Annotated in this window: 20 protein-coding genes; 8 read left to right on the top strand and 12 right to left on the bottom strand. The window is 71.5% G+C overall.

Annotated features, from left to right (window positions below):
• Positions 1-9 precede the first annotated feature (9 nt).
• Both mca and ABZ464_RS28855 read left to right on the top strand, forming a co-directional pair.
• Positions 10-891, top strand: coding sequence for a mycothiol conjugate amidase Mca (gene mca, locus ABZ464_RS28850; RefSeq protein ID WP_359281227.1), 882 nt, complete (start codon positions 10-12; stop codon positions 889-891).
• Positions 884-1,174 carry a hypothetical protein gene (locus ABZ464_RS28855; RefSeq protein ID WP_359281229.1) on the top strand — a complete coding sequence of 97 codons (291 nt, stop codon included), beginning with the start codon at positions 884-886 and terminating at the stop codon, positions 1,172-1,174. The genes mca and ABZ464_RS28855 overlap by 8 nt, the downstream gene beginning before the upstream one ends.
• Before the next feature lie 70 nt (positions 1,175-1,244).
• Here the strand turns inward: ABZ464_RS28855 and ABZ464_RS28860 are convergent, their stop codons facing one another.
• Positions 1,245-4,466 carry a tetratricopeptide repeat protein gene (locus tag ABZ464_RS28860; protein ID WP_359281231.1) on the bottom strand — a complete coding sequence of 1,074 codons (3,222 nt, stop codon included), beginning with the start codon at positions 4,464-4,466 and terminating at the stop codon, positions 1,245-1,247.
• A gap of 164 nt (positions 4,467-4,630) precedes the next feature.
• Here ABZ464_RS28860 and ABZ464_RS28865 point away from each other — a divergent pair, with 164 nt between their 5' ends.
• Positions 4,631-5,281, top strand: a complete 651-nt coding sequence (locus ABZ464_RS28865; RefSeq protein WP_359281234.1) for a hypothetical protein — start codon at positions 4,631-4,633, stop codon at positions 5,279-5,281.
• Positions 5,282-5,318: 37 nt separating this feature from the next.
• Entirely contained in the window at positions 5,319-7,352 is a 2,034-nt protein-coding gene (locus ABZ464_RS28870; protein ID WP_359281236.1) for a thioredoxin domain-containing protein, read from the top strand.
• Between the two features lie 486 nt (positions 7,353-7,838).
• Here the strand turns inward: ABZ464_RS28870 and ABZ464_RS28875 are convergent, their stop codons facing one another.
• From ABZ464_RS28875 to ABZ464_RS28890, 4 genes are all read right to left on the bottom strand, one after another.
• The gene (locus tag ABZ464_RS28875) at positions 7,839-8,564 is read right to left on the bottom strand and encodes a Mut7-C RNAse domain-containing protein (protein ID WP_359281238.1); all 726 of its coding nucleotides are present in this window, start codon (positions 8,562-8,564) and stop codon (positions 7,839-7,841) included.
• A 34-nt stretch (positions 8,565-8,598) separates the two neighbouring features.
• The gene (locus ABZ464_RS28880; protein WP_359281241.1) at positions 8,599-9,228 is read right to left on the bottom strand and encodes a TetR family transcriptional regulator; all 630 of its coding nucleotides are present in this window, start codon (positions 9,226-9,228) and stop codon (positions 8,599-8,601) included.
• A gap of 11 nt (positions 9,229-9,239) precedes the next feature.
• Positions 9,240-10,799, bottom strand: coding sequence for an MFS transporter (locus ABZ464_RS28885; protein WP_359281243.1), 1,560 nt, complete (start codon positions 10,797-10,799; stop codon positions 9,240-9,242).
• A 103-nt stretch (positions 10,800-10,902) separates the two neighbouring features.
• Positions 10,903-11,616: a hemolysin III family protein gene (locus ABZ464_RS28890; protein ID WP_359281246.1), complete on the bottom strand. Its 714-nt coding sequence runs from the start codon at positions 11,614-11,616 to the stop codon at positions 10,903-10,905.
• Positions 11,617-11,952: 336 nt separating this feature from the next.
• Here ABZ464_RS28890 and ABZ464_RS28895 point away from each other — a divergent pair, with 336 nt between their 5' ends.
• The gene (locus tag ABZ464_RS28895) at positions 11,953-13,776 is read left to right on the top strand and encodes a phosphoenolpyruvate carboxykinase (GTP) (RefSeq protein WP_359281248.1); all 1,824 of its coding nucleotides are present in this window, start codon (positions 11,953-11,955) and stop codon (positions 13,774-13,776) included.
• 134 nt (positions 13,777-13,910) lie between these two features.
• Here ABZ464_RS28895 and ABZ464_RS28900 read toward each other — a convergent pair whose 3' ends face one another.
• On the bottom strand, positions 13,911-14,339 hold the full coding sequence (locus ABZ464_RS28900; RefSeq protein ID WP_359281251.1) for a GtrA family protein: 429 nt from the start codon (positions 14,337-14,339) through the stop codon (positions 13,911-13,913).
• 61 nt (positions 14,340-14,400) lie between these two features.
• On the opposite strand from ABZ464_RS28900, the gene ABZ464_RS28905 reads away from it, so the two are divergent.
• Complete coding sequence (locus ABZ464_RS28905; RefSeq protein ID WP_359281253.1) at positions 14,401-15,387, top strand: glycosyltransferase family 2 protein; 987 nt, start codon at positions 14,401-14,403, stop codon at positions 15,385-15,387.
• Here ABZ464_RS28905 and ABZ464_RS28910 read toward each other — a convergent pair.
• The 4 genes from ABZ464_RS28910 to ABZ464_RS28925 form a co-directional block, all read right to left on the bottom strand.
• A complete protein-coding gene (locus tag ABZ464_RS28910; RefSeq protein WP_359281256.1) occupies positions 15,353-16,609 on the bottom strand; it encodes a glycosyltransferase 87 family protein in 1,257 nt (418 codons plus the stop codon). The two genes, ABZ464_RS28905 and ABZ464_RS28910, sit on opposite strands and share 35 nt — an antisense overlap.
• Entirely contained in the window at positions 16,606-17,229 is a 624-nt protein-coding gene (locus ABZ464_RS28915; protein ID WP_359281258.1) for a tetratricopeptide repeat protein, read from the bottom strand. Before ABZ464_RS28915 ends, ABZ464_RS28910 begins: the two co-directional genes overlap by 4 nt.
• Before the next feature lie 204 nt (positions 17,230-17,433).
• The gene (locus tag ABZ464_RS28920; RefSeq protein ID WP_359281259.1) at positions 17,434-17,874 is read right to left on the bottom strand and encodes a hypothetical protein; all 441 of its coding nucleotides are present in this window, start codon (positions 17,872-17,874) and stop codon (positions 17,434-17,436) included.
• Between the two features lie 112 nt (positions 17,875-17,986).
• Positions 17,987-19,198: a pyridoxal phosphate-dependent aminotransferase gene (locus ABZ464_RS28925; RefSeq protein ID WP_359281262.1), complete on the bottom strand. Its 1,212-nt coding sequence runs from the start codon at positions 19,196-19,198 to the stop codon at positions 17,987-17,989.
• A gap of 125 nt (positions 19,199-19,323) precedes the next feature.
• On the opposite strand from ABZ464_RS28925, the gene ABZ464_RS28930 reads away from it, so the two are divergent.
• Entirely contained in the window at positions 19,324-19,983 is a 660-nt protein-coding gene (locus ABZ464_RS28930; protein WP_359281263.1) for a hypothetical protein, read from the top strand.
• Positions 19,984-20,073: 90 nt separating this feature from the next.
• On the opposite strand, the gene ABZ464_RS28935 is transcribed toward ABZ464_RS28930, so the two are convergent.
• Positions 20,074-21,009, bottom strand: coding sequence for a chlorophyllase (locus ABZ464_RS28935; protein WP_359281266.1), 936 nt, complete (start codon positions 21,007-21,009; stop codon positions 20,074-20,076).
• A gap of 201 nt (positions 21,010-21,210) precedes the next feature.
• Between ABZ464_RS28935 and ABZ464_RS28940 the strand changes: the two genes are divergently transcribed.
• The gene (locus tag ABZ464_RS28940) at positions 21,211-22,074 is read left to right on the top strand and encodes a serine protease (RefSeq protein WP_359281268.1); all 864 of its coding nucleotides are present in this window, start codon (positions 21,211-21,213) and stop codon (positions 22,072-22,074) included.
• 54 nt (positions 22,075-22,128) lie between these two features.
• Here the strand turns inward: ABZ464_RS28940 and ABZ464_RS28945 are convergent, their stop codons facing one another.
• Positions 22,129-23,748, bottom strand: a complete 1,620-nt coding sequence (locus ABZ464_RS28945) for a D-aminoacylase (RefSeq protein ID WP_359281271.1) — start codon at positions 23,746-23,748, stop codon at positions 22,129-22,131.
• Positions 23,749-23,767 lie beyond the last annotated feature (19 nt).

The following is a 23,767-nucleotide window of genomic DNA, read 5'->3' on the forward strand; positions in this document are numbered from 1 at the left end:
GATTGAGTCTTGACTGACCAGCTGCGACTGATGGCCGTGCACGCGCACCCCGACGACGAGTCGAGCAAGGGCGCGGCCACCATGGCCAAGTATGTGTCCGAGGGGGTGGACGTGCTGGTGGTGACCTGCACGGGCGGGGAGCGTGGCTCCATCCTCAATCCCAAGCTGCAGGGCGACAAGTACATCGAGGAGCACATCCACGAGGTACGCAAGAAGGAGATGGACGAGGCCCGCGAGATCCTCGGCATCAAGCAGGAGTGGCTCGGCTTCGTCGACTCCGGCCTGCCCGAGGGCGACCCGCTGCCGCCGCTGCCCGAGGGCTGCTTCGCCCTCGAGGACGTCGACAAGGCGGCCGGCGAGCTCGTGAGGCAGATCCGCTCCTTCCGCCCCCAGGTGATCACCACCTACGACGAGAACGGCGGCTATCCGCACCCCGACCACATCATGACCCACAAGATCTCGATGGTGGCGTTCGAGGGCGCGGACGACGCCGAGAAGTACCCCGAGGACGAGTTCGGGCCCGCGTACCGGCCGCTGAAGATGTACTACAACCAGGGCTTCAACCGTCCCCGCACCGAGGCGCTGCACCAGGCGATGCTCGACCGCGGCCTGGAGTCGCCCTACGGGGAGTGGCTCAAGCGCTGGGAGGAGTTCGCGGTGAAGGAGCGCACGCTCACCACGCACATCCCGTGCGCCGAGTTCTTCGAGATCCGGGACAAGGCGCTGATCGCCCACGCCACGCAGATCGATCCCGACGGCGGCTGGTTCCGGGTGCCGATGGAGATCCAGAAGGAGGTCTGGCCGACCGAGGAGTACGAGCTCGCGAAGGCTCTCGTCGATACGTCCATCCCCGAGGACGACCTCTTTGCGGGCGTCCGGGACAATGCCTGACATGAGCGCAAGCGTGAGCCTGGCAATGACGCATCTCGTCCCCCTCGCCAAGGAGGTCGACGAGAACAAGGTCACCCCCGGTGTCCTCGGCTTCATCGTGTTCGCGGCCATGGCGGTGGCGGTGTGGGCCCTGATGAAGTCGATGAACAAGCACATGGGCAAGGTCGACTTCGAGGAGGCCCCGGGCGGCGAGGAGACCTCCTCCGCGTCCCCCGCGGCCGGCTCGACGGGCTCGACGGGCTCGACGGGCTCGACGGGCAAGGCCTCCCCGGCCAAGGGCTGAGAGACCCGGCCGGGTGCTCGGGCTCAGGAGAGGGCACGGTCCCGTTCCTGAGCCCGCACCCCCGCCCTGCCTAGCGGGCGCCGTCCGGCGGGTTCACCGCCACCCCCATCACCTCCCGCTCGTGCCGGCCCGGCACCAGCCCGAGGCGCCAGGCCTGCCAGCCCGTCTCCAGGCGTATGCCGCGTTCCAGGAGGACGGCGTAGGCGGCGAGGGACTCGGACAGCTTGGCGTCCCGCAGGGGGTGGGCGGTGCGGGACAGCTGGGCCAGCTCCTCCTGGGCCACGGCCGTGCCGACCTCCACGCCGCCCGGTGCGCCGTACGGCAGGAGGGTGCAGCGCAGGAAGCGGGCCCAGTCCTCGCCGCGGCGGTCGCCGTAGGAGGAGAACAGGCCCGCCGCCTCGTCGCACAGGGCCAGGGCTTGCTGGGTGCGTTCGTTGCCCGCCTCGATGATCGCGAGCTCCAGGCAGGTCCACGCCTCGCCGTGGGAGACGCCGATGCGCTGGAAGTCGGCGCGGGCGTCGACGAGGAGCTGCCGGGCGAAACCGGAGTTGCGCAGGGAGCCGGTCTGGGCGGCCCGCTGGTCCCGGGTGACCCGCGCCGAGTGATGGCGGGCACAGGCCAGGCCGTAGACGTCACGCATCCGGGAGAACAGGGAGCGCGAGCGTTCCAGTTCGCGCACGGAGGCGTCCAGGTCACCGGTCTCCTCCAGGGCGAGGCCCAGGTAGTACACGGTCCAGGCCTCGCCGCGGGCGTCCTCGTTGCCGCGGTGCCGGGCCGCCGCCGCGCGCAGGCCCTCCACCGCGGGCGACGGATCGCCGGCGATCATGCGGGCCCGGGCCAGCTGGGTCAGCGCCCAGGCCTCGCCGCGCTCGTCGTGGGTGCGGCCGTACAGGCCGAGGGCGCGGTTGAGGTCGGCCTCCGCGGCGCGGACGTCGCCGCGGCGCAGGTTGAGCTGGCCGAGCTGGAAGTGGGCCCAGGCCTCGCCGTGCACGGAACCGCCCTCGCGGTGGAGCACCAGCGAGCGGGTCAGCAGGTCCAGGGCCTCGCCGAGGCGGGCGCGGTCCCGTTCCACCGCGGCCAGGGCGTGCATGGTCCAGGCGCGGTCCGTCGCCAGCTCGGGTGCGGCCTGCAGGTCCATCGCCTCCCGCAGCTTCGCCGCCGCCTCGGTGAGGCTGCCCTGGTGGTGCAGGGTGATGCCCAGGGAGCACAGGGCTCGGGCCGCGCCCGCGTCGTGATGGGCCTGGAGGTAGAGGTCGACGACCGAGGCCAGGGTGGTACGGGCCTTGTCGAGCTCGCCGAGCTGCCGGGCCGCGATGCCGGTGCGCCACTGCACGGACCGCACCAGCAGGTCCTGGCCGACCGACTGGGCCAGCTCGCTGATCTCACCGAGGCGGTAGAGGTCGCCGCGCAGCAGGCAGTAGTCGCACAGTGCGCCGAGCAGGCTCAGGACGGCCGTCTCGTGCACGCCCTCCGCCTGGCGCAGGGTCGCGGTGATGAAGCTCGACTCGTCGTCCAGCCAGCGCAGGGCCTCGTCGAGAGAGGTGAAGCCGTGCGGGGTGAACCGGTCCGAGCGGGTCGACATGTTGCCGTCGACCAGTCGCAGGACGGAGTCGGCGAGCTCGGCGTAGCTGACGATCAGGCGTTCCTGGGCGGCCGTGAGCTCGGTCTGCTCCTCCTCGTCGAGCAGCCGGGCCTGGGCGAAGGCGCGGACCAGGTCGTGCAGCCGGTAGCGGTCGCCGCGGACCCGGTCGGCCAGGCCCGCGTCCGCGAGGGCGGTGAGATGCCGGGTGGCGTCCTGGCGGTCGGTGGCGAGGAGGGCGGCGGCCGCGGCGGCGCCGAGCGAGGCCCGTCCGGCCAGCGCCAGCCGGCGCAGCAGCCGGCGGGTGCCTTCGGGCTGGTCGGTGTAGCGCAGCCACAGGGCGCGCTCGACGGGTGCGACCGGGCCGTACGCCCCGAGGTCCGTGGCCAGCCGGCGCGGTGAGCGCGGGCCCAGCGAGGAGCCCGCGATGCGCAGCGCCAGTGGCAGTCCGCCGCACAACTCCCGTATCCGGTCGGCGGATTCGGCGTCGTACGGTCCCGAGTCGTCCTGGGCGGCGGCGCTCAGCAGTTCCTCCGCGCCGGCCGCCTCCAGGGCTCGTACGGGCAGCCGGTGGACCCAGGCGGACAGTTCGGCGGGGAGGGCCAGCGGGTCGCGGGCGGTGACCAGGACGAGGCTGTCGGAGCGTTCCGGGACGAGGGTGCGCACCTGCTCGGGGTCGCGGGCGTCGTCCAGGAGGACGATCACCGGCAGGCCGGTGAGGTGCTGGTAGTAGAGGTCGGCGAGGCGTTTGACCTGCTGGTCGGGGGACGAGCGCTCGCGGAAGAGAAGCTGTTCCCGGGGTGCGCCGAGGCGGTTCAGCAGATGCAGCAGGGCGTCCCGGGTGGCCAGCGGGGTGCCCTCCGTGCTGTCGCCGCGCAGACCGACGACGCAGGCGCCGCGGAACTGGTCGCGCAGATCGTGCGCGGCGCGTACCGCGAGCGCGCTGCGGCCGCTACCGGGCGGGCCGTGCAGAACGACGACCGTGGGCCTGGTCTGGGTGCTGGCCCGGGCCGACTGCACCCACTGCCGGATCTGCGCCAGCTCCGCCCGCCGCCCCGCGAACGGGCCCACCGGCTCGGGCAGTTGCCCGAACGACTGCTCCAGCACGGTCCGTCCGCGCGCCGCCGCGCTCTTGTCCGCGCCCTTCAACTGCGGGCCGGGCGCCTTTTTCGGCCGGGGCCCGGTGGTCGCGTTCAGCACCCGCTGCTGGTCCAGGAACGGGCGGATCCCGCGTACCTCCAGTGCCGTCAGCCACTGCAACCGCAACTGCTCGGCGCCGCCGGGCTGTCCGACCTCGCCGGCGTGGTGGTGCGCGGCCGGCAGATGCGAGCCGGCCACCTTCACCACGGTCGCCGCGGCCCCCACGACGCCGACCGCCACCCCGGCCCCGAGGGCCGTGCCGGGTCCGGTCCCGAGCGCCAGGTCGGCGACCGCGGTCGTCACGGCGGCAACTCCCGCCACCAGTAAGGGAGTCCGGCCTCCGCCCTCCTTGGCGTACCGCTGGGCGAAGCTGACCCGTCCCGCGTCCCGTTCGTCCAGGGCGCGGGCGTAGGCCTCGTACTCCTCGGCGGCGGTCTGCGCCATCTCGTCCAGTGCCCCGCGGGCCCTGGTCATCAGCGTCTGCCGGTCGGCCTGACCGCCCGACCGCCGTACCTCTTCCTCCACGGCCCGCGCCAACAACCGCTCGGCCTCTGCCTTGTGACTGTCCCGCATGTCCCGTCCCCCTCCGGCGGCACGGCGTTCGTCGGGTCAAGTGTGCGGCGGACGACTCCCGTGGCGCGAGAGGGCGGAGGGCTGCGGAGGGTTTCCGATCGGGTGGTGGGCTTCGCTGTCGTGACCGCAGCAACCGAGCGATGAGCATGATGACGGGGGATGTCATGAGCACGGACAACGGGCTGCCGTCCGGTCCGCCGCACCCGCCCGCCGGTCACCAGCCCCGCTGGGCCTGGTGGGTCGTCGGCATCGTCATCCCGGTCGTGGGCATCGTCGTGACCCTCCTCCTGGGCCGCCCGGGTTCGTCGGACGACGACAACGGCGCCAAGAACACCGGGTCCGCGTCCACCGCCGACCGGCAGTCCGGCTCGACGGGATCCGCCGGCCAGGACCGGCCCACCGCGTCGGCCGACGCCGGCGTGACCGCGGCCCGCCCGCTGTTCGGACCGAAGGTGGTCGAGGCCGACACCACCAACGCCGGTTCCTACCTGGAGTTCGACACGACGACGCCGCTCGTGTCGCCGCCCGGCACCAAGGGCGCGGACCTCATCGTCAGCGCCTCCACCGGCACCCCCGACCTCTTCGTGCCGGACTCGAACACCACCCTCGCCCCGCTGCCCGCCTCCGGCGCCGACCCGACGGCCGAGGAGCGCGCCGAGAGCGTGGACCGCAACGCCACCTACACCGCGCTCGCCGAGCGCGGCGGCCGTTTCTGTCTGCTGACCGACCAGGGCCGTACCGTCTACCTCAAGATCCTCACCGCTCCGCCCGCCGGCCTGGCCCGGCTCCAGGTCACGGTCTGGGACGCCGTCTGACACGAGCCGTGCCGGGTACTGGGGCAGGATGGACCCCATGCCGAACCGACTGGCTCATGAGACGTCCCCGTATCTGCTCCAGCACGCCGACAATCCGGTCGACTGGTGGCCCTGGTCCGAGGAGGCGTTCGAGGAGGCGCGGCGCCGCGGTGTGCCGGTGCTGCTCAGTGTCGGATACAGCAGCTGCCACTGGTGCCATGTCATGGCGCACGAGTCCTTCGAGGACCCCGGGACCGCGGAGCGGCTCAACGCGGACTTCGTGAGCGTCAAGGTCGACCGGGAAGAGCGGCCCGACGTGGACGCCGTCTACATGGAGGCCGTGCAGGCCGCCACCGGGCAGGGCGGGTGGCCGATGACGGTGTTCCTGACGCCGGACGCGGAGCCGTTCTACTTCGGTACGTACTTTCCGCCGGCGCCCCGGCACGGCATGCCGTCGTTCCGGCAGGTGCTGGAGGGGGTCCGGCAGGCCTGGGTCGAGCGGCGGGAGGAGGTCGCGGAGGTCGCCGGGAAGATCGTGCGGGATCTGGCGGAGCGGGAGATCTCCTTCGGGGACGGAAAGGCGCCGGGGGAGCAGGAGCTGTCGCAGGCGCTGCTGGGGCTGACCCGGGAGTACGACCCGCAGCGCGGTGGGTTCGGCGGGGCGCCGAAGTTCCCGCCGTCCATGGTGATCGAGTTCCTGCTGCGGCATCACGCCCGTACCGGTGCCGAGGGTGCGCTGCAGATGGCCCAGGACACCTGTGAGCGGATGGCGCGGGGCGGGATCTACGACCAGCTCGGCGGCGGTTTCGCCCGGTACTCGGTCGACCGCGACTGGACCGTGCCGCACTTTGAAAAGATGTTGTACGACAATGCGCTGCTGTGTCGGGTCTATGCACACCTCTGGCGTGCCACCGGCTCCGAGCTCGCCCGCCGTGTCGCCCTGGAGACGGCCGACTTCATGGTGCGGGAGCTGCGGACCGGGGAGGGCGGGTTCGCCTCGGCGCTCGACGCCGACAGCGACGACGGCACCGGGAAGCATGTCGAGGGCGCGTACTACGCGTGGACGCCCGCGCAGCTGACCGAGGTGCTCGGCGCCGAGGACGCGCGGCTCGCCATGCACTACTTCGGGGTCACGGAGGAAGGCACCTTCGAGGAGGGCGCCTCCGTGCTCCGGCTGCCCCAGCAGGACAGCGTCTTCGACGCGGAGAAGGTCGCCGGCATCAGGGAACGGCTGCTGGCGAAGCGCGCCGAGCGGCCCGCGCCCGGCCGGGACGACAAGGTCGTCGCCGCCTGGAACGGGCTCGCGATCGCCGCGCTCGCCGAGACCGGCGCCTACTTCGACCGCCCCGATCTCGTCGCCGCGGCCGTGGGCGCCGCCGATCTCCTCGTACGGCTGCACCTCGACGAGCAGGCCCGGCTCTCGCGGACCAGCAAGGACGGGCAGGCCGGGGCCAACGCCGGGGTGCTGGAGGACTACGCAGATGTCGCCGAGGGGTTCCTCGCGCTGGCCTCGGTCACGGGGGAAGGGGTCTGGCTGGAGTTCGCCGGGTTCCTGCTCGACCACGTCCTCGCGCGGTTCGCCGACCCCGAGTCGGGGGCCCTGTACGACACCGCCGCCGACGCCGAGCGGCTGATCCGCAGGCCGCAGGACCCGACCGACAACGCCGTCCCCTCCGGCTGGACCGCCGCGGCCGGCGCGCTGCTGGGGTACGCCGCCCACACCGGCTCCGAGCCGCACCGCACCGCCGCCGAGAAGGCCCTCGGGGTCGTCAAGGCGCTGGGGCCGCGGGTGCCCCGGTTCATCGGCTGGGGGCTCGCCGCCGCGGAGGCGCTGCTGGACGGGCCGCGCGAGGTGGCCGTCGTGGCGGCCGAGTTCGACGACCCGGCCGCCAAGACCCTGCTCCGTACGGCGCTGCTCGGCGCCGCGCCCGGGGCGGTCGTGGCGTACGGCACGGTCGGCAGCGAGGAGTTCCCGTTGCTCGCCGACCGGCCGCTGCGCGACGGCGAGCCGACGGCGTACGTCTGCCGCAACTTCACCTGCGACGCCCCGACGACCGACCCGGAACGCCTTCGCCTCGCTCTGAGCGACTGACGAAGCCCCTGCGGTCGGCCGGCCAGTCGGCGAACTCCGCTGTGGCGTCCCGACGGCCGATCCGGAGCGGTACTCGTCTTGCCCTGGGCTGAGTGTGGAAGCCCTCGCGAGTCGGCCGGCTGGCGAACTCCGCTGTGGCGTCCCGACGGCCGATCGGGGACGGTGCTCGTCTTGCCCTGGGCTGGCTGAGGTAGCCCTCGTGCGTCGGTCGGCGGGTGAGTTCCGTTGTGGTGTCCCGGCGGCCGATCTGGAGCGGTGCTCGTCTTGCCTTGGGCTGAGTGTGGAAGCCCTCGTGAGTCGGTCGGCGGGTGAGTTCCGCTGTGGCGTCCCGGCGGCCGATCCGGAGCGGTGCTCGTCTTGTCTTGGGCTGACTGTGGTAGCCCTCGTGCGTCGGTCGGCGGGTGAGTTCCGCTGTGGTGTCCCGGCGGCCGATCCGGAGCGGTGCTCGTCTTGCCCTGGGTGACTGAAGAAGCCCCGGCGAGTCGGCTAGCCGGCGAATTCTGCCAGGGCGCGTTCCACGATGGCCTCCAGCTGTTCGTGGTGTGCGCCCTTCCAGTAGGCGCGGCCGCAGGAGGCGCACTGGGCGAAGACGTCGTAGGAGCGGTGGGTGCCGTGTTCGAGCTGGTCGGCGACCTCGTCCTTGGTGGCCTGGCGCAGGAGGCCGTTGCAGGCGGTGCAGCGGGTCCAGGGGGCGAGGGCGGGGCGGAAGCGGTCGAGGACGTCGCGGAGTTGGTCCTCCGGGCTGGTGCTGTAGATGTACGCGCCGGCCCAGAGCTCGCGGCGGCGCAGCAGGCCCCGGTCGCGGCTGAGCATGACCCGCCGCTCGGCGGCGGAACGGGTGGCGAGGGCCGGGTCGCCGATGTCGGTGGACTCGTAGGCCGTGTCCACGCCGAGCAGGCGCAGCCGGCGGGCGAGGGTGCCGAGGTGGACGTCGAGGAGGAAGCGCAGCGGGGCGCCGGGGACCTGCTGGGGGCGGGCGACCGGGCGGACCGCCACCCGCTCGCCGTCCGCCGGGATGTGCGCGACCGGGACCTCGCGGCCGTCGACCACGAGGGCGCCGACCTCCGTCAGCGGGACGCCGAGGGACTCGACGACATGGCCGAGGGTGGAGACGCCGTCGACGGCGAGCGGGTGGGCGCCGGCCCGGCGTGCGTGCGGGACGAACAGGGCCAGCTCGGGGGCCACTTCGACGTGGATCTCGGGTGGGTTCACCCGGTCAGGATGGCATGCGGGGACCGGGCCCGGCTCAGGGGTTTTCCTTGGGCAGACCGTGTTCGAGGACGCTCAGGGTGCGGTCGACGAGGGTCACGAAGTCGTCCTGGTGCCCCTTCTCCGCCCAGTACAGGGAGGTCTCCATCAGGCCGCCGATCAGGGACATGGCGTAGACGCGGACCTCCAGGCTGTCCGGGTCGCGGCCGGTGCGCTCGGCGATGGCGGTGCAGAGCATGCGGCCGGTGACCGACATGCTCTCCATCATCCGTGAGCGCACCGCCGGTACCTGGACCATCAGATGGGTGCGCAACCGCGCGACCTCCGCGTCCTCCTCGACCCCCGTGCGGACGGCCTCCCGCATCACGTACCGGATGCTCTCCGGCCACGGCTCGTCCGCCGGGCGGGCCCGCAGTTCCTCGAGGAGGACCGGGTCGTACTCGTCCGTGAGGACGATGTCCTCCTTGGTCGGGAAGTAGCGGAAGACGGTCGACGGCGACACCTCGGCGCGCTCGGCGATCTGGTCGATCGTCGTGGCGTCGTACCCCTGCTCCCTGATCAGTGCGTACGTCGCGGTGCGGATCGCCTCGCGCGTCTTGATCTTCTTGCGCTCACGCAGACCCGGCTGGGGGCGGTCGGCGGGGGAGGAGGTGCGGGCGGCCGTCATGGGGTTCATTCTCAGGCATCCGCCTTGTGTGTGGCCACGTCGGGCCGCGGGCCGGCGGTGCGGCGGGCCGTCGTCGTCCCCGGCAGGAACGCCGCCGCCAGCAGGGCCGAGACCAGGGCGGCGAGCCCGCACACCAGCAGGGCCAGGGTCATGCCGTGCACATAGGCGGCGTTCGCGGAGGCCGCCAGGTGCGCGGAGCCCGCCTTCTCGGCGATCAGGTGCGCGGCGACGACGGAGTCCCCGGCGGTGTCGGCGGCCGCGGCGGGCAGGCCGGTGACGTCGAGGCGGTCGCGGAAGGCGCCCGCGAGCAGGCTGCCGAGCAGGGCGATGCCGATGGCGCCGCCGACCTGGCGCAGGGTCATCAGCAGCCCCGAGCCGCTGCCGGCACGGTCGGAGGGCAGGGTGCCGAGGGCGCCGGACATGGCGGGCACGATCGAGAACCCGAAGCCGGCTCCGGCGACGGAGAGCCACAGCGCGGTGAAGCCGTAGCCGGAGTCGACCGTCGTACGGCTGCCGAGGAGCGCGGCGAAGGCCAGCACCACCAGGCCCGCGCTCACCACGGCCCGGGCGCCGAAGCGGGCGACGACCGGCTGGGCGGCCCGCGCGGCGACCATCAGTCCGCCCATCATCGGCAGCAGCCGCACCCCGGTGCCGAGGGCGTCATGGCCGAGGACGGCCTGGAGGTAGGGCGGCAGGACGAACATCAGGCCGGACAGGACGAACATCACCAGGGTTGCCGCGAGGGTGTTGAACAGGAAGCCCCGGTGAGCGAGCAGCCCCATGTCGAGCATGGGCCGCGGCGCCTTGCGCTCGCGCAGGACCAGCGCGGTGATCAGGACGGCGGCCACCGCGAACATGGCGGCGACCAGGGGGTCGCCCCAGCCTCGGGTGGGCGCCTCGATGATCGCGTAGATCAGCGCGCCGAGCCCCGTGGCGGTGAGCGCGGTGGAGACGGCGTCGACCGTGGGGGAGGCGGGGTCGCGGGTCTCCGGCAGCAGCAGGACGCAGGCGGCGACGCCGATCGCGGCCATCGGGAGGTTGATGAGGAAGACGGAGCCCCACCAGAAGTGGTTGAGCAGCCAGCCGCCGATGATCGGGCCGAGCGGCAGACCGAGGGTCGAGCCGGCGGAGACGATGCCGACGGCCTTGGTGCGCTCCTCGGGGGCGAACAGCGAGGGCAGGACGGACAACGCGAGCGGGGTGACCAGCGCGGCCCCGACGCCCATCACCGCGCGGGCGGCGATGACCGCCTCGACGCCCCCGGCCAGCGCGCCCACCAGCGAACCGACGAAGAAGATCCCCAGCCCGGTGATCAGCATCCGGCGGCGGCCGAAGCGGTCGCCGAGGAGGCCGGCGGGGAGCATCAGCGCCGCGAAGACGACGACGTACGCGTCCGCCATCCACTGCTGCTCGCCGGTCGTGGCGCCGAGGTCCCGCGCCATCGTCGGGAGCGCCACGTTGAGGATCGTCATGTCGAAGCCGAGCGTGAGCATGCTCGCGACCAGGGCCCCGAGGGCCCACCAGCGGCGGGGGTCGCGTCCCGCCTCGGAAGTGTCCGTGACAGTAGCCATGAAATGAGAGTAGCTCTCAAAACATGGTGAGTGTCAATTGGTGGCAGGCGCGAAAAAGGCCACGGCTTGGAAGCCGTGGCCCTGAGAAGGCTGAAAACCGACGCTACGCGTGCTGGTACGCCACCAGCGAGATGCCGACGTAGTGGACGACGAACGCGGCGAGCGTGAACGAGTGGAAGACCTCGTGGAAGCCGAACCAGCGGGGTGAGGGGTTCGGCCGCTTGATGCCGTAGATCACGCCGCCCGCGCTGTAGAGGACGCCGCCGACGATCACCAGGACCAGCACGGCGATGCCGCCCGTGCGCATGAAGTCCGGCAGGAAGAAGACGGCCGCCCAGCCCATCGCGATGTAGCAGGGGGTGTACAGCCAGCGCGGGGCGCCGACCCAGAAGACCCGGAAGGCGATGCCCGCGAGCGCCGCGCCCCAGATGCCCCACAGCAGCCACTGGCCCTTGGTGTCCGGCAGGAGCAGCAGGGTCAGCGGGGTGTAGGTGCCCGCGATGATCAGGAAGATGTTGGCGTGGTCGAGGCGGCGCAGGATGCCGTCCATGCGCGCGTTCCAGTTGCCCCGGTGGTACAGCGCGCTCACGCCGAACAGCAGACAGGCGGTGAGCGCGTAGATACCGCAGGCGATCCGGCCACGGGTGGAGTCCGCGAGGGCGGTGAGGACCAGGCCCGCGATCAGTGCGGCCGGGAACATGCCGAGATGCAGCCAGCCACGCAGCTTGGGCTTGATCTCGTGCGGCAGGGGGAGCCCGAGGGGACCGCGGCCGTCGGCCGGCGTGTCGGTGGGCGCGTCGGGGGCGGGCGCAGTCATGGGCCGAATCGTACCTACGGAACCGTAAGTTACGGGCCACTCCCGGGGGTTCGGGGGTGAAGAGTGGCCATCATCTCACGGTGCCGCACCGGGGGCACAAAAGGTTCACTCCAAAGAATCTTCTGCTGAACGTCAAGTGGACGCAAAGAAGCGCGGTTATGCGTGGCGATCCTCACTCCGCTCACCTGTGACGCCTTCTGGACAGATGGGCGCGAGCATCGGATGATCAGATGAGTGCGGTCGGCACCGGATGAGCGCTGAAGATCCAGCCGCCCAGCATCCGGGCCGCAGCCCCCACGGGGCCTCCAACAAAAAACCCCTCATCTAGGAGCGATCGTGGCGCGCGACATCGCGGCTCCCACTGTCATCCCGACCAACCACCAGGAACTGATCTCGTGGGTCAACGAGATCGCCGAACTGACACAGCCGGACAGCGTGGTCTGGTGTGACGGATCCGAGGCCGAGTACGAGCGCCTGTGCGGGGAGCTCGTCGAGAAGGGCACCTTCCGTAAACTCGACCCGATCAAGCGCCCCAACTCCTACTACGCCGCTTCCGACCCGACCGATGTCGCCCGGGTCGAGGACCGGACCTTCATCTGCTCCGAGAAGGAGCAGGACGCGGGTCCCACGAACCACTGGAAGGCCCCCGCCGAGATGCGGGAGATCTTCGCCGGCGAGAAGGGCATCTTCCGCGGCTCGATGCGCGGCCGGACGATGTACGTCGTCCCGTTCTGCATGGGCCCCCTCGGCTCGGACCTCTCCGCGATCGGCGTCGAGATCACCGACTCCGCATACGTCGCGGTCTCCATGCGCACCATGACCCGGATGGGCCGGCCCGTCCTGGACGAGCTCGGCTCCGACGGCTTCTTCGTCAAGGCCGTGCACACCCTCGGCGCGCCGCTGGAGGAGGGCGAGGCGGACGTTCCGTGGCCGTGCAACTCCACCAAGTACATCTCGCACTTCCCCGAGAGCCGCGAGATCTGGTCCTACGGCTCCGGCTACGGCGGCAACGCCCTGCTCGGCAAGAAGTGCTACGCCCTGCGCATCGCCTCCGTCATGGCCCGTGACGAGGGCTGGCTGGCCGAGCACATGCTGATCCTCAAGCTCACCCCGCCGCAGGGCGAGTCCAAGTACGTCGCCGCCGCCTTCCCCTCCGCCTGCGGCAAGACCAACCTCGCCATGCTGGAGCCCACCATCTCCGGCTGGACGGTCGAGACGATCGGCGACGACATCGCCTGGATGCGCTTCGGCGAGGACGGCCGCCTGTACGCGATCAACCCGGAGGCCGGCTTCTTCGGCGTCGCGCCCGGCACCGGCGAGCACACCAACGCCAACGCGATGAAGACGCTGTGGGGCAACTCCGTCTTCACCAACGTCGCCCTCACCGACGACAACGACATCTGGTGGGAGGGCATGACGGAGGAGACCCCGGCCCACCTCACCGACTGGAAGGGCAACGACTGGACCGCGTCCTCGGACGTCCCGGCCGCCCACCCCAACGCCCGCTTCACCGTCCCGGCCTCGCAGTGCCCGATCATCGCGCCCGAGTGGGAGGACCCCAAGGGCGTGCCGATCTCGGCGATCCTCTTCGGCGGGCGGCGCGCGAGCGCGGTCCCGCTGGTGACGGAGTCCTTCGACTGGAACCACGGGGTCTTCCTCGGCGCCAACGTCGCCTCCGAGAAGACCGCCGCCGCCGAGGGCAAGGTCGGCGAGCTGCGCCGCGACCCGTTCGCCATGCTGCCGTTCTGCGGCTACAACATGGGCGACTACATGGGGCACTGGGTCGACGTCGCCAAGGGCAAGGACCAGGCGAAGCTCCCGAAGATCTACTACGTCAACTGGTTCCGCAAGAACGACGAGGGCAAGTTCGTCTGGCCCGGCTTCGGCGAGAACAGCCGCGTCCTGAAGTGGATCGTCGAGCGGCTGGACGGCCGTGCCGAGGGCGTCGAGACCCCGATCGGCATCCTGCCGGCCAAGGGCGCCCTGGACACCAAGGGCCTCGGGCTGGCCGACGCCGACCTCGAGTTCCTCCTCACCGTCGACAAGGAGGTCTGGCGCGAGGAGGCCGCCCTGGTCCCCGAGCACCTCAACACCTTCGGCGAGCACACCCCGAAGGAACTGTGGGACGAGTACCGCGCTCTGGTGCAGCGCCTGGGCTGACGCCCGCCACGACCGCCGCGGCCGGCTGCCGATCGAGCCCTGACCAGCAATATCGTCACGGCCGGCCGCGGTGACAGCACCACCGCACCATCCGCACCATCCGCACCAACGCCACCATCCGCGTCATCCGCGCTTCACGCGGCCTTCGCGAACACCCACCACCGCAGCAGTGTGAAGCGCAGTATCGTCGCGGTCCCGTTGGCCACGACCAGTGCGGCGATCTCCACGTGCGGCGCGTCCGACACCATCCGGTGCACCAGGGCGAGGGCGCCGCTGCTGAGCGCGAGCCCCGCGAGGAAGGCCACCAGCCCCTGGAGCTGATGCCGGGCGACCCCCTCCTTGCCGCGGATCCGGAAGGTGAACCGGCGGTTGGCGGCGGTGTTCGCCACGGCCGTGGTGAAGAGCGCGACCAGGTTGGCGAGCTGAGCGTCGAGCACCGGCCGCAGCGCCGTGAACAGTCCGAGATGGGCCAGCGTGGACAGCACGCCGATGACCGCGAACACGGGAAGCTGCCGGGCGACCCCTGCGGTGCGGGGTGCGTGTGTCTCTACGCGCTGAGCCATTCCTGCATTGTACGGTAAGTAAGCAAATATTACCGTAAGTGAGCATAGGGCCGGTGTCCGTATGTCATCTGTCGAACTGTCGGTCGTCATTCCGATGTTCAACGAGGAAGAGGCACTTCCGGCCCTGGCGGAACGACTGCGCCCGGTGCTCGACGGGACGGGCGAGACGTACGAGGTCGTCGCCGTCGATGACGGTTCCACGGACGGGACGGTCGGTCAACTCACCCGGCTGCGGGCCGGCTGGCCCCAACTGCGGGTGGTACGGCTGCGCCGCAACAGCGGACACCAGGCCGCGCTGACCGCCGGACTGCACCACGCCCGGGGCCACTACACCGCGAGCCTCGACGCCGACCTCCAGGATCCCCCGGAGAAGATCCCCGAGATGCTGGACCTGGCCCGCTCCCGGCACCTCGACATCGTCTACGGCGTGCGCGGCAACCGCTCCAGCGACACCGGCTTCAAACGCCGTACCGCCGGCGCCTACTACTGGCTCATGCGCCGGGTGGTCGGCAGTCATGTCTCGGCCCAGGCGGGCGACTTCCGGCTGCTGTCGCGCGAGGCCCTCGACGCCCTGAAGCGCCTGCCCGACCAGCCGCAGGTGTACCGGCTGCTCATGCCCTGGTTCGGCTTCCCCAGCGGGGAGATCACCTATCGCCGGGACCCCCGCGTCGCCGGCCGCACCAAGTACCCCCTGCGCAAGATGGTCCTGCTCGCGGTCGACAGCGTCATCGGCTTCTCCGTCGCCCCGCTGCGGCTGGCGATCTGGCTGGGTGTGCTCGCGTTCGGCATCTGCCTCGGCATGCTCGCGTACACCCTGGCCGTGTACGCCGCGGGCGACACCACCCGCGGCTGGACCTCCCTGATCATCGCGGTGCTCTTCGTCGGCTCCGTCCAGCTCATCTGCCTGGGGGTGGTCGGCGAGTACATCGGCCGGATCTACACCGCCACCCAGCGGCGGCCCACCTATTACGTCGCCGACGACACCGGCGCGGCCCACGCCCCCGGCGCGGCCGTCACGTCCGGGCCGGCTCGGCCGCGGTCGGGCTGACGAGCGGCGCGCGGGCCGGGGCGGGCGCCCCGGGCGCCGGGCGCAGTTCGCGGGCGGTCGTCCGGAGCAGGGCCAGCGACGCCAGCAGCATCAGCGCCGCGAACGCGGGCAGGGACATGTACGCGGCCAGCTCGGCGGAGTTGCACTTCAGATAGCTGCCGCAGGAGGCGAGCTGCACCAGCACCGGCACGTACCAGAGCCGCCGGGGCAGCGCGAACGCGGCGACCACCGTGAGCACCTCGGCGGCGTAGAAGTACCGCTCGTGCATCGAGGGCAGCACATACGGCACGAAGAGCGCCGAGCAGGCGGCCAGCAGCACCACCCGGGTGTCCGTGAGCCCGGCCCCGAGGACACCCGGATCCCCCGCGCCCGACCGGCCCCGCCGCAGCGACCGGATCGCGAGCCCGGTCAGCAGCACCACCAGCACCCCCGCGACGAGCACGCCCGCCGTGCGGACGCCGTCGGTGTCCGTGCCGTCGGGCACCGACGCGAACGCGTACACGGACGGCGCGTTGACGGACAGCTGGTGGTACGTCCCCGTCTGCCGGGCGTAGACCGTCAGCAGCGGCCAGGGATCGGCGCCGAGCAGCAGCGCCGGCACGTCGAGGGCGACGTACACCGCCGGGATGGCGAGCAGGCTGCGCCACGGCACCCGTCCGAGCACCACCATGACCAGCAGGAAGGGGAAGAGGAAGACGGCCTGGAACTTGACCGCCAGCGCGATCCCGAAGAACGCGCACGCCCACCACGGCCGCCGGCCCAGCAGGTGGTGGACCCCGCCGACCAGGAAGACCGCGTAGACGCCGTCGCACTGCCCCCACCAGCCGCTGTTGGTGACGACGGTGGGCAGCAGGAGCACCGCCGCCGCCGCGCCGTAGGCGGCCCAGGGGGAGGCGGGCCGCAGCCGGGCCACGATCCGGAAGGTGTAGTACGCCAGCCCCAGATCGGACAGGATCGAGATCCACTTGATGCCGGCCAGCGCCGACACGGGCAGATGGGTCAGCCCGGCGAGCAGATAGAGGTAGGGCACGTTGTAGTCCGAGAACCCGGGGTCGGCGAGGGCGGCGAACCCGCCGTGGCTCTCCAGGTGCCGGTACCAGGGGTCGAGGAAGGTGACGTAGTCCCCGGACTCCTCGGGCAGCAGGAAGACACGGGCCGCGAGGGCGGTCGCCACCAGGGTGTACAGGGCCAGCACGCGTACGGTCCGGTCGTGCGTCGTCATCGGGGACTCCCTGCCGGGCTCGGTGCGGGTTCGGGGCGCAGGGAATCCCGGAAGGAATCCGGTACCTGGGAGAGAAGTGCGGGGTCGGCGGCCACGGCACTGCGGAATTCCTCGGCGGCCTCACGGTCACGGTTCTTGCGGACCCAGAGATCCCCGAGATGCAGATGGGCCGTGGCCGCCCGGGGATCGGCGCCGACGGCGCGTTCCAGAAGTCCCATCGCGAGGTCGGGATCGCTCGACTTCAGCAGGAGCGCCTCGTTGTACAGGGCCGAGGAGAACGCCGGATCGATTTTCAGGGCCTTTTCGTAGGCCTTGCGGGCATCGGCGGTCCGGCCGTCCTGGTGCGCGATGACGCCCAGGTTGTACCAGGCGGCCTTGTTCCGCGGGTCCAGGGTGAGGACCACACCGTAGAACCGGGAAGCTTCTTGCGGATCGTTGTTCTGCTGCGCCGCGATTCCCGCCTGCAGCAGGGCGTCGGCGTTCGGGGGAGTCGTCCGGGACGACGCCCGCGCCTCGGCTTTCGAGACCGCCGCCGAATACGCCGCGACCGACCACGACATCAGTGCGGTGGCAACTGCAGCCGCACCGGAGAGCACTACCAACAATTGCCTGCGTTTCACCGCATCGACGTTACGAGGCGGTTCTCACGGCGCCGGTGCGCGCGGGCACTCGGGGCGCGCAGTCCACCCGAATGCACGCGGGCAGAAAACACGCGGCCAGAAAAACTCGCGGGCAGGAAACTCTCGGCAAGAGGATATGGCGCCCGGTCCGCGCGTCGCTGCGGGTGCACGCGGACCGGGGCCGTAGGGGGACCCCCGCAGGGGTCAGCCGGCGGTGCTCAGCTCCTGCTCCTGCGCCAGTGCGGCGGCATGGGCGTCCATGCGCTCCGCCGCGAGGATCGCCGCCTTGGTGTCCGCGCGGGACGCTGCGACGACCAGGGCGCGTCCCGCGAGGGAGTGCGCCCGCTCGTGCAGTGCCGCGAGCCGGGACTCGCGGGTGGCGGAGGTCGCCGCGCGGGCCGGCGTCCGTCCTCCCCGCAGCCGGGTCACCTGCTGGGCGAGCTGTGCGGCCGCGCTGTCGAGGTCGGCGGACGGCGCCGGACCGCGCAGCTCGTCGGTGACGGCGAGCAGGGCGGAGAGATGTCCGGCGAGCTGGATGTCCAGCTCCTCCTCGCGGGAGCGGTGGGGGAAGTCGGAGGTGGTGCCGGCCATCTGGCTGTGGACGGACCCCTTGTGCGACGAAGGGGTGCGGATCGGCTCGTACATGAGGATGGCCTCCTGTGCTCTGACAGGAAGCCATCCTAGCTTAGATTTCGTCTAAAGTTGAGCCGTTCGCAGAACGGGGGCACAGCTTCTACAGAGGGTGAACCGCGCGGGATCAGGGCTGCCCGTAGCCGTCCAGGAAACGCGAGATCCGCCCCATCGCGTCCCGCAGATCCGTCGCCGTCGGCAGGGTCACCACCCGGAAGTGGTCCGGCTCCGGCCAGTTGAAGCCGGTGCCCTGGACGACCATGATCTTCTCCTGGCGCAGCAGGTCCAGGACCATCTGCCGGTCATCCTTGATCTTGAAGACGGTCGGGTCCAGACGCGGGAAGAGATACAGCGCGCCCTTCGGCCGTACGCACGTCACGCCCGGGATCTGCGTGAGCAGCTCGTACGCCGTGTCCATCTGCTCCTTCAGCCGCCCGCCCGGCAGCACCAGGTCGTTGATGGACTGCCGGCCGCTGAGCGCGGCCACCACGCCGTGCTGGCCCGGCATGTTGGCGCACAGCCGCATGTTCGCCAGGATCGTCAGACCCTCGATGTAGGAGTCGGCGTGGGCGCGCGGGCCCGAGATCGACATCCAGCCGACCCGGTAGCCGGCCACCCGGTAGGCCTTCGACATCCCGTTGAAGGTGAGCGTCAGCAGATCCGGGGCCACGGCGGCGGTCGGGGTGTGCGTGGCGCCGTCGTACAGGATCTTGTCGTAGATCTCGTCGGAGCAGACGAGCAGATTGTGGCGCCGGGCGATGTCGGTCAGCCCCCGGACCATCGCCTCGTCGTACACCGCGCCCGTCGGGTTGTTGGGGTTGATGATGACGATCGCCTTGGTGCGGTCGGTGACCTTGCGCTCGACGTCCGCGAGGTCGGGCATCCAGTCCGCCTGCTCGTCGCAGCGGTAGTGCACGGCCGTACCGCCCGACAGCGACACGGCCGCCGTCCACAGCGGATAGTCCGGTGACGGCACCAGCACCTCGTCGCCGTCGTCCAGCAGTGCCTGCATCGCCATCACGATCAGCTCGGAGACGCCGTTGCCGATGAAGACGTGCTCGACGTCCGTCTCTATGCCGAGGGTCTGGTTGTGCATGACGACCGCGCGGCGGGCCGCGAGCAGGCCCTTGGCGTCGCCGTAGCCGTGTGCCGTCGAGACGTTGCGCAGGACGTCCTCGAGGATCTCCGGAGGGGCCTCGAAACCGAAGGCGGCCGGGTTGCCGGTGTTGAGCTTGAGGATGCGGTGCCCTGCCGCTTCCAGGCGCATCGCCTCCTCGAGAACCGGGCCCCGGATCTCGTAACAGACGTTGGCGAGCTTCGTCGACTGGATCACCTGCATGTCAGGGAGCTTACGGCCCGGTAACGCCCTGTGGGGCGTGTTTTCCACCACGCGAGACGGGTGTTTTGGTCTGTTATCGCCGGTCACTGTCCGGCGGGCCGTACTCCTCCCTACAATGCGCGGCCATGTCCAGGCCAGGTGAGAGCGGCGCGCCCCAGGTGCGGCCGATCGTGTTCCACCCGGATGCCGGGTCCGACCCGTCGTCGTATGAGCAGTACGCCGATCCGGCGACCGCGCACGGGTGGCAGAACGCGTACGACGAGACCCAGCAGCTGCCCCGTGTACCCGCCCCGCGCGCGGACGAGGCGTCCGCCCTTTCCGGGGAGCCGATGCCGGGCGGCCGGGCGGACCGTCGCCGGGCCGCGCGCCGCACGGGCGGCGGGCGTTCGCGCCGGGTCGCGGTCGCGGCGGGGGCGGTGGGCGCGGTGTCGCTGGCCGCGCTGGTGGCCGGGATCTCCTTCACGTCGGGCGGCTCGGGCTCGTCGCCGGACGGCGGGCAGGGCAAGCGCGGCGACACCCGCTCGGCGCCCGACGACACGGTGAGCCCGTCGGATGCCCCGAGCGGCCCGCCCTCGTCGGCGGGCGAGTCGGCGTCCTCCGGCGCGGGCGCGACCCCGTCCTCCGGCTCTACGACGTCCGGCGCGCCCTCCGCCACCTCCTCGGGCCCGGCTCCGGGCGCGGCGACCGACACCCCCTCCGCGACCGCCACCGAGTCCTGGAGCACCCCCGGCAGTGCCGGCAATCAGGGCCGAGGCCACGGGAAGGGCGGCGGCAAGTCGCGCTGAGAGCTCTGCCGGAAGCGCCGCCGCGTCGGGCCGTCGGCGGCGCCGAGGTGGCCGGTCGCGCAGTTCCCCGTGCCCCTTCCGGGTGGTGGCCTACTTCGATTCCACGCGGCCGAGGGCGGGCGTCAGTGTCTCGCACGCCGTCCGCCAGGCCGGGTCCCCGGGGTACAGCTCGCTGCGGAGGTAGGCCGACGTGAGGTGCTGGATCACGGACACCCGCTCGGGGTTCTCGTCCGTGGTCTCGGCGACGTCGTATCCGGAGACCCCGCCGAGCCCGTGCTCCCCGCCGGACAGGGTGAGCAGGGACTTGCGGCCGGGGGAGAGGGCGTACGGGTCGGCGTGCCAGTCGGGGCCCGTGACCGTCAGATGCGCGGAGTCGTCCCTGTCGCCGGCGACCACGAGCGTCGGAGTCGTCATCTTCGAGAAGTCCGTGGTCAGGAAGAAGGGCCAGTTCTCCCGCACGAACGGGGTGAGGGCGGCACCGCCCCGGCCGACCGAGGCCAGCAGGACGCCCGCCTTGATCCGGGGCTCGGTCAGGTCCATCTCCGTGCCGTCGTCGGGGTCGGTGAGCCGGGCGCCCAGCAGCAGGCTCGCGGTGTGCCCGCCCATCGAGTGTCCGGCCACGGCGACCCGGTCCCGGTCCAGGCGCCCCGCGAGCTGTGGGACGGCGGCCTCGATCTCGTCGAGGCGGTCGAGGACCAGGGTCATGTCCTCGGCGCGTGAACGCCAGAACAGGGGTGCCCCGGGGGTTTCGGGGTCCAGGGTCAGGGTCCGGGAGCTCAGATGCGTGGGCTGGATCACCGCGAAGCCGTGCGCCGCCCAGTGGTGGGCGAGCGGCGCGTAGCCGTTCAGCGAGGAGAGGTGGTTGGAGTGGCCCTGGCCGTGCGACAGGAGGACGACCGGCAGATCGTCCCCGGTCAGGGGCGCCGACACCCGCAGCTGTAGATCCACGGGTCGGTCCGGGGTGGACAGGGTCACGGGGGCGACCGAGAGGACGGGGGTGGGCGAGGGGTGGGTCGATGTGCTCATGACGGGATGCCTCCAGAAGCGGAACGTCGTCCCGTTTAATATACGGAACCGTGTTCCGTTTATGCAAAGCGCGGGATCGCGCCAACTCCCGTCCGGAAACGGCCGCTTGCCCCTCCGTGCATCCGTACTAAGAATGCACATGACAAAACAGCGGGCGGCCGGAAGATCTCCGGTCGCCTCGTCGTAAGAGGGGACCCCCACATGAGAAAGCCTCTCGTCGCCGCGCTCACCGCCCTGGCCATCGCCGGGATCGGAGCGGCACCGGCCGTCGCGGCACCCGCGGCCAAGGCGGACACCAAGGCGGACACCAAGGCGGCCGCACCCACGTTGCAGGCCGTCACCCTCGCCGGGACCGTCGCGCTCAGCAACTGTTCCGGATCGGTCATCCGCTTCCCGAACTCCCTGGACACCGACCCGGCGCTGGTGCTCAGCAACGGCCACTGCCTGACGTCCGGCTTCCTGGACCCGGGCGAGGTCCTCACCAACCAGACCTCCACCCGGACCTTCGGGCTGCTCAACTCCTCCGGCACCCGGGTCGCGACCCTGCGCGCCGGCAAGCTCGCCTACGCCACGATGACCGACACCGACGTGTCGATCTACCAGCTCACCAGCACCTACGCGACGATCAAGAACTCGTACGGGATCTCCGCGCTGACCGTGCAGGACACCCACCCGACCGCCGGCACCGCCATCACCGTGGCCTCCGGCTACTGGAAGACGCTCTACAACTGCAACATCGACGGGTTCGCGTACCGCCTCAAGGAGGGCGACTGGACCTGGAAGGACTCCATCCGCTACACCTCGGCCTGCCAGACCATCGGCGGCACCTCCGGCTCGCCGGTGATCGACCAGTCCACCGGCAAGGTCGTCGCCGTCAACAACACCGGCAACGAGGACGGGGAGAGCTGCACGGTGAACAACCCGTGCGAGGTCAGTGAGAGCGGGACCGTGACCGTGCGCGAGGGCATCAACTACGCGCAGGAGATCTATCAGATTCCGGCCTGCTTCACGACCGGGAACCAGCTCAATCTGAGTGCGAGTGCTTGCGTGTTGCCCAAGCCGTAAGCGTCGTTTTCGGGCGCGGGTGCGTGGGGGCTGGTCGCGCAGTTCCCCGCGCCCCTAGGCAAGCTGTAGTGGCGTACGTCTGATCGCTCGGCCTGCCAATGTGTCCGTTCGGCGGCCGTTCTCGATCACGAAGCGGCCGTCCACGAGTACGTGCGGGATGCCCGTGGGCAGGGTGCGTGGGGTGGCGTAGGACGAGCCCGCCGCCACCGTTCGCGGGTCGAAGAGGACCAGGTCCGCCCGGTAGCCCTCGCGGACCAGGCCCCGGTCGGGGAGGCGGAGGCGGGCCGCCGGGCGGGCGGTCAGATGGGCCACGCACTCCTCCAGGGACAGGATGCCCAGCTCCCGCACGTAGTGGCCGAGGTAGTGCGGGAAGGTGCCGTAGGCGCGCGGGTGCGGTTTCGCGCCGTGGAGGATGCCGTCCGAGCCGCCCGTGTGCACGCGGTGGCGCATGATCGTCCGGACGTTCTCCTCGTGGCCCACGTGCTGGAGGATCGTCGGGCCGAGGCGGTCGTCGAGCAGCAGCCGGCGGGCCGTCGCCCAGGGGGCCTCGCCGCGCAGGGACGACGACTCCCGGACCGTACGGCCGACGAAGTCGCCCAGCGCCGGGTCGGTCACCCCGGAGATCTCGATGGTGTCCCAGTCCACCGGCACCCCGTGGCAGCCGTCCGCGCCGGTCACCTCCAGGTCGTGGCGGATCCGCTCGGCGGTCCCGTCGTCCGCGAGCCGGCGCAGCACCTCCCGGGGGCCGCCCTCGTGCGCCCAGCTCGGCAGCAGGGCCACGAGCGTGGTGCAGCCGGGCGTGTAGGGGTAGGTGTCGAGGGTGATGTCCGTGCCGGCGTCGAGCGCCTCGTCGAGAAGGGCCAGCAGTTCGGGGGCGCGGCCCTCGTTCACGCCGAAGTTCAAGGTGGCGTGGGCCAGGTGCAGGGCGCAGTCCGCCTCCCTCGCCAAATGCACCATCTCCGCGTACGCCGCCAGCGCACCCGCCCCGTAACTGCGGTGGTGGGGGCAGTAGTAGCCGCCGTGGCGGGCCACCACCCGGCACAGTTCGGTCAGTTCGGCGTTCTCGGCGTACATCCCGGGGGTGTACGTCAGCCCGGACGACAGGCCGACCGCGCCCTGTTCCAGGCCCTCCGCCACCAGCTGCCGCATCCGGTCCAGCTCGCCCGGTGTGGCCGGGCGGTCCTCCCAGCCGACGACGAGGGCGCGGACCGTGCCCTGCGGGACCAGGTAGGCCGCGTTCACCGCGATGCCCCGGTCGAGCCGGTCCAGGTACTCGCCCACCGACCGCCAGTCGAAGTCGATGTCGTCGCCGGTGCCGTTCCAGCCGGCGATGGCCCGGCGGACCTCGTCGAGGGTGCGGTCGTCGACCGGGGCGTACGACAGCCCGTCCTGGCCCAGGACTTCGAGGGTCACCCCCTGGGCGGCCTTGGCGCTGTGGTCCGGGTCGCGCAGCAGCGCGAGGTCGCTGTGCGCGTGCATGTCGATGAAGCCGGGGGAGAGGACGAGTCCCTCGGCGTCCAGTTCCCGCACCGCCTTCGGCCGTTGACAGCCCGCCGCCGCGGCCTCCTTGACGATCGCGACGATCCTGCCGTCGTCGATCACCACGTCCGCGCGGTAGGAGTCCGCGCCGCTGCCGTCGACGACGTCCGCGTCCCGGATGACGAGGTCTTCCATGCCCGGCCCTCCGCTCGGT

Source organism: Streptomyces sp. NPDC005820 (assembly GCF_040630255.1).
Classification (GTDB): domain Bacteria; phylum Actinomycetota; class Actinomycetes; order Streptomycetales; family Streptomycetaceae; genus Streptomyces.

Excerpts from the sequence above, each read along its gene's own strand:
- ABZ464_RS28935 (WP_359281266.1), bottom strand. The coding sequence starts at position 21,009 with ATGAGCACATCGACCCACCCCTCGCCCACCCCCGTCCTCTCGGTCGCC.
- ABZ464_RS28855 (WP_359281229.1), top strand. The coding sequence starts at position 884 with ATGCCTGACATGAGCGCAAGCGTGAGCCTGGCAATGACGCATCTCGTC.
- ABZ464_RS28925 (WP_359281262.1), bottom strand. The coding sequence starts at position 19,198 with ATGCAGGTGATCCAGTCGACGAAGCTCGCCAACGTCTGTTACGAGATC.
- ABZ464_RS28945 (WP_359281271.1), bottom strand. The coding sequence starts at position 23,748 with ATGGAAGACCTCGTCATCCGGGACGCGGACGTCGTCGACGGCAGCGGC.
- ABZ464_RS28885 (WP_359281243.1), bottom strand. The coding sequence starts at position 10,799 with ATGGCTACTGTCACGGACACTTCCGAGGCGGGACGCGACCCCCGCCGC.
- ABZ464_RS28905 (WP_359281253.1), top strand. The coding sequence starts at position 14,401 with ATGTCATCTGTCGAACTGTCGGTCGTCATTCCGATGTTCAACGAGGAA.
- ABZ464_RS28920 (WP_359281259.1), bottom strand. The coding sequence starts at position 17,874 with ATGTACGAGCCGATCCGCACCCCTTCGTCGCACAAGGGGTCCGTCCAC.
- ABZ464_RS28860 (WP_359281231.1), bottom strand. The coding sequence starts at position 4,466 with ATGCGGGACAGTCACAAGGCAGAGGCCGAGCGGTTGTTGGCGCGGGCC.
- ABZ464_RS28865 (WP_359281234.1), top strand. The coding sequence starts at position 4,631 with ATGAGCACGGACAACGGGCTGCCGTCCGGTCCGCCGCACCCGCCCGCC.
- ABZ464_RS28910 (WP_359281256.1), bottom strand. The coding sequence starts at position 16,609 with ATGACGACGCACGACCGGACCGTACGCGTGCTGGCCCTGTACACCCTG.
- ABZ464_RS28900 (WP_359281251.1), bottom strand. The coding sequence starts at position 14,339 with ATGGCTCAGCGCGTAGAGACACACGCACCCCGCACCGCAGGGGTCGCC.
- ABZ464_RS28880 (WP_359281241.1), bottom strand. The coding sequence starts at position 9,228 with ATGACGGCCGCCCGCACCTCCTCCCCCGCCGACCGCCCCCAGCCGGGT.
- ABZ464_RS28890 (WP_359281246.1), bottom strand. The coding sequence starts at position 11,616 with ATGACTGCGCCCGCCCCCGACGCGCCCACCGACACGCCGGCCGACGGC.
- ABZ464_RS28930 (WP_359281263.1), top strand. The coding sequence starts at position 19,324 with ATGTCCAGGCCAGGTGAGAGCGGCGCGCCCCAGGTGCGGCCGATCGTG.
- ABZ464_RS28940 (WP_359281268.1), top strand. The coding sequence starts at position 21,211 with ATGAGAAAGCCTCTCGTCGCCGCGCTCACCGCCCTGGCCATCGCCGGG.
- ABZ464_RS28870 (WP_359281236.1), top strand. The coding sequence starts at position 5,319 with ATGCCGAACCGACTGGCTCATGAGACGTCCCCGTATCTGCTCCAGCAC.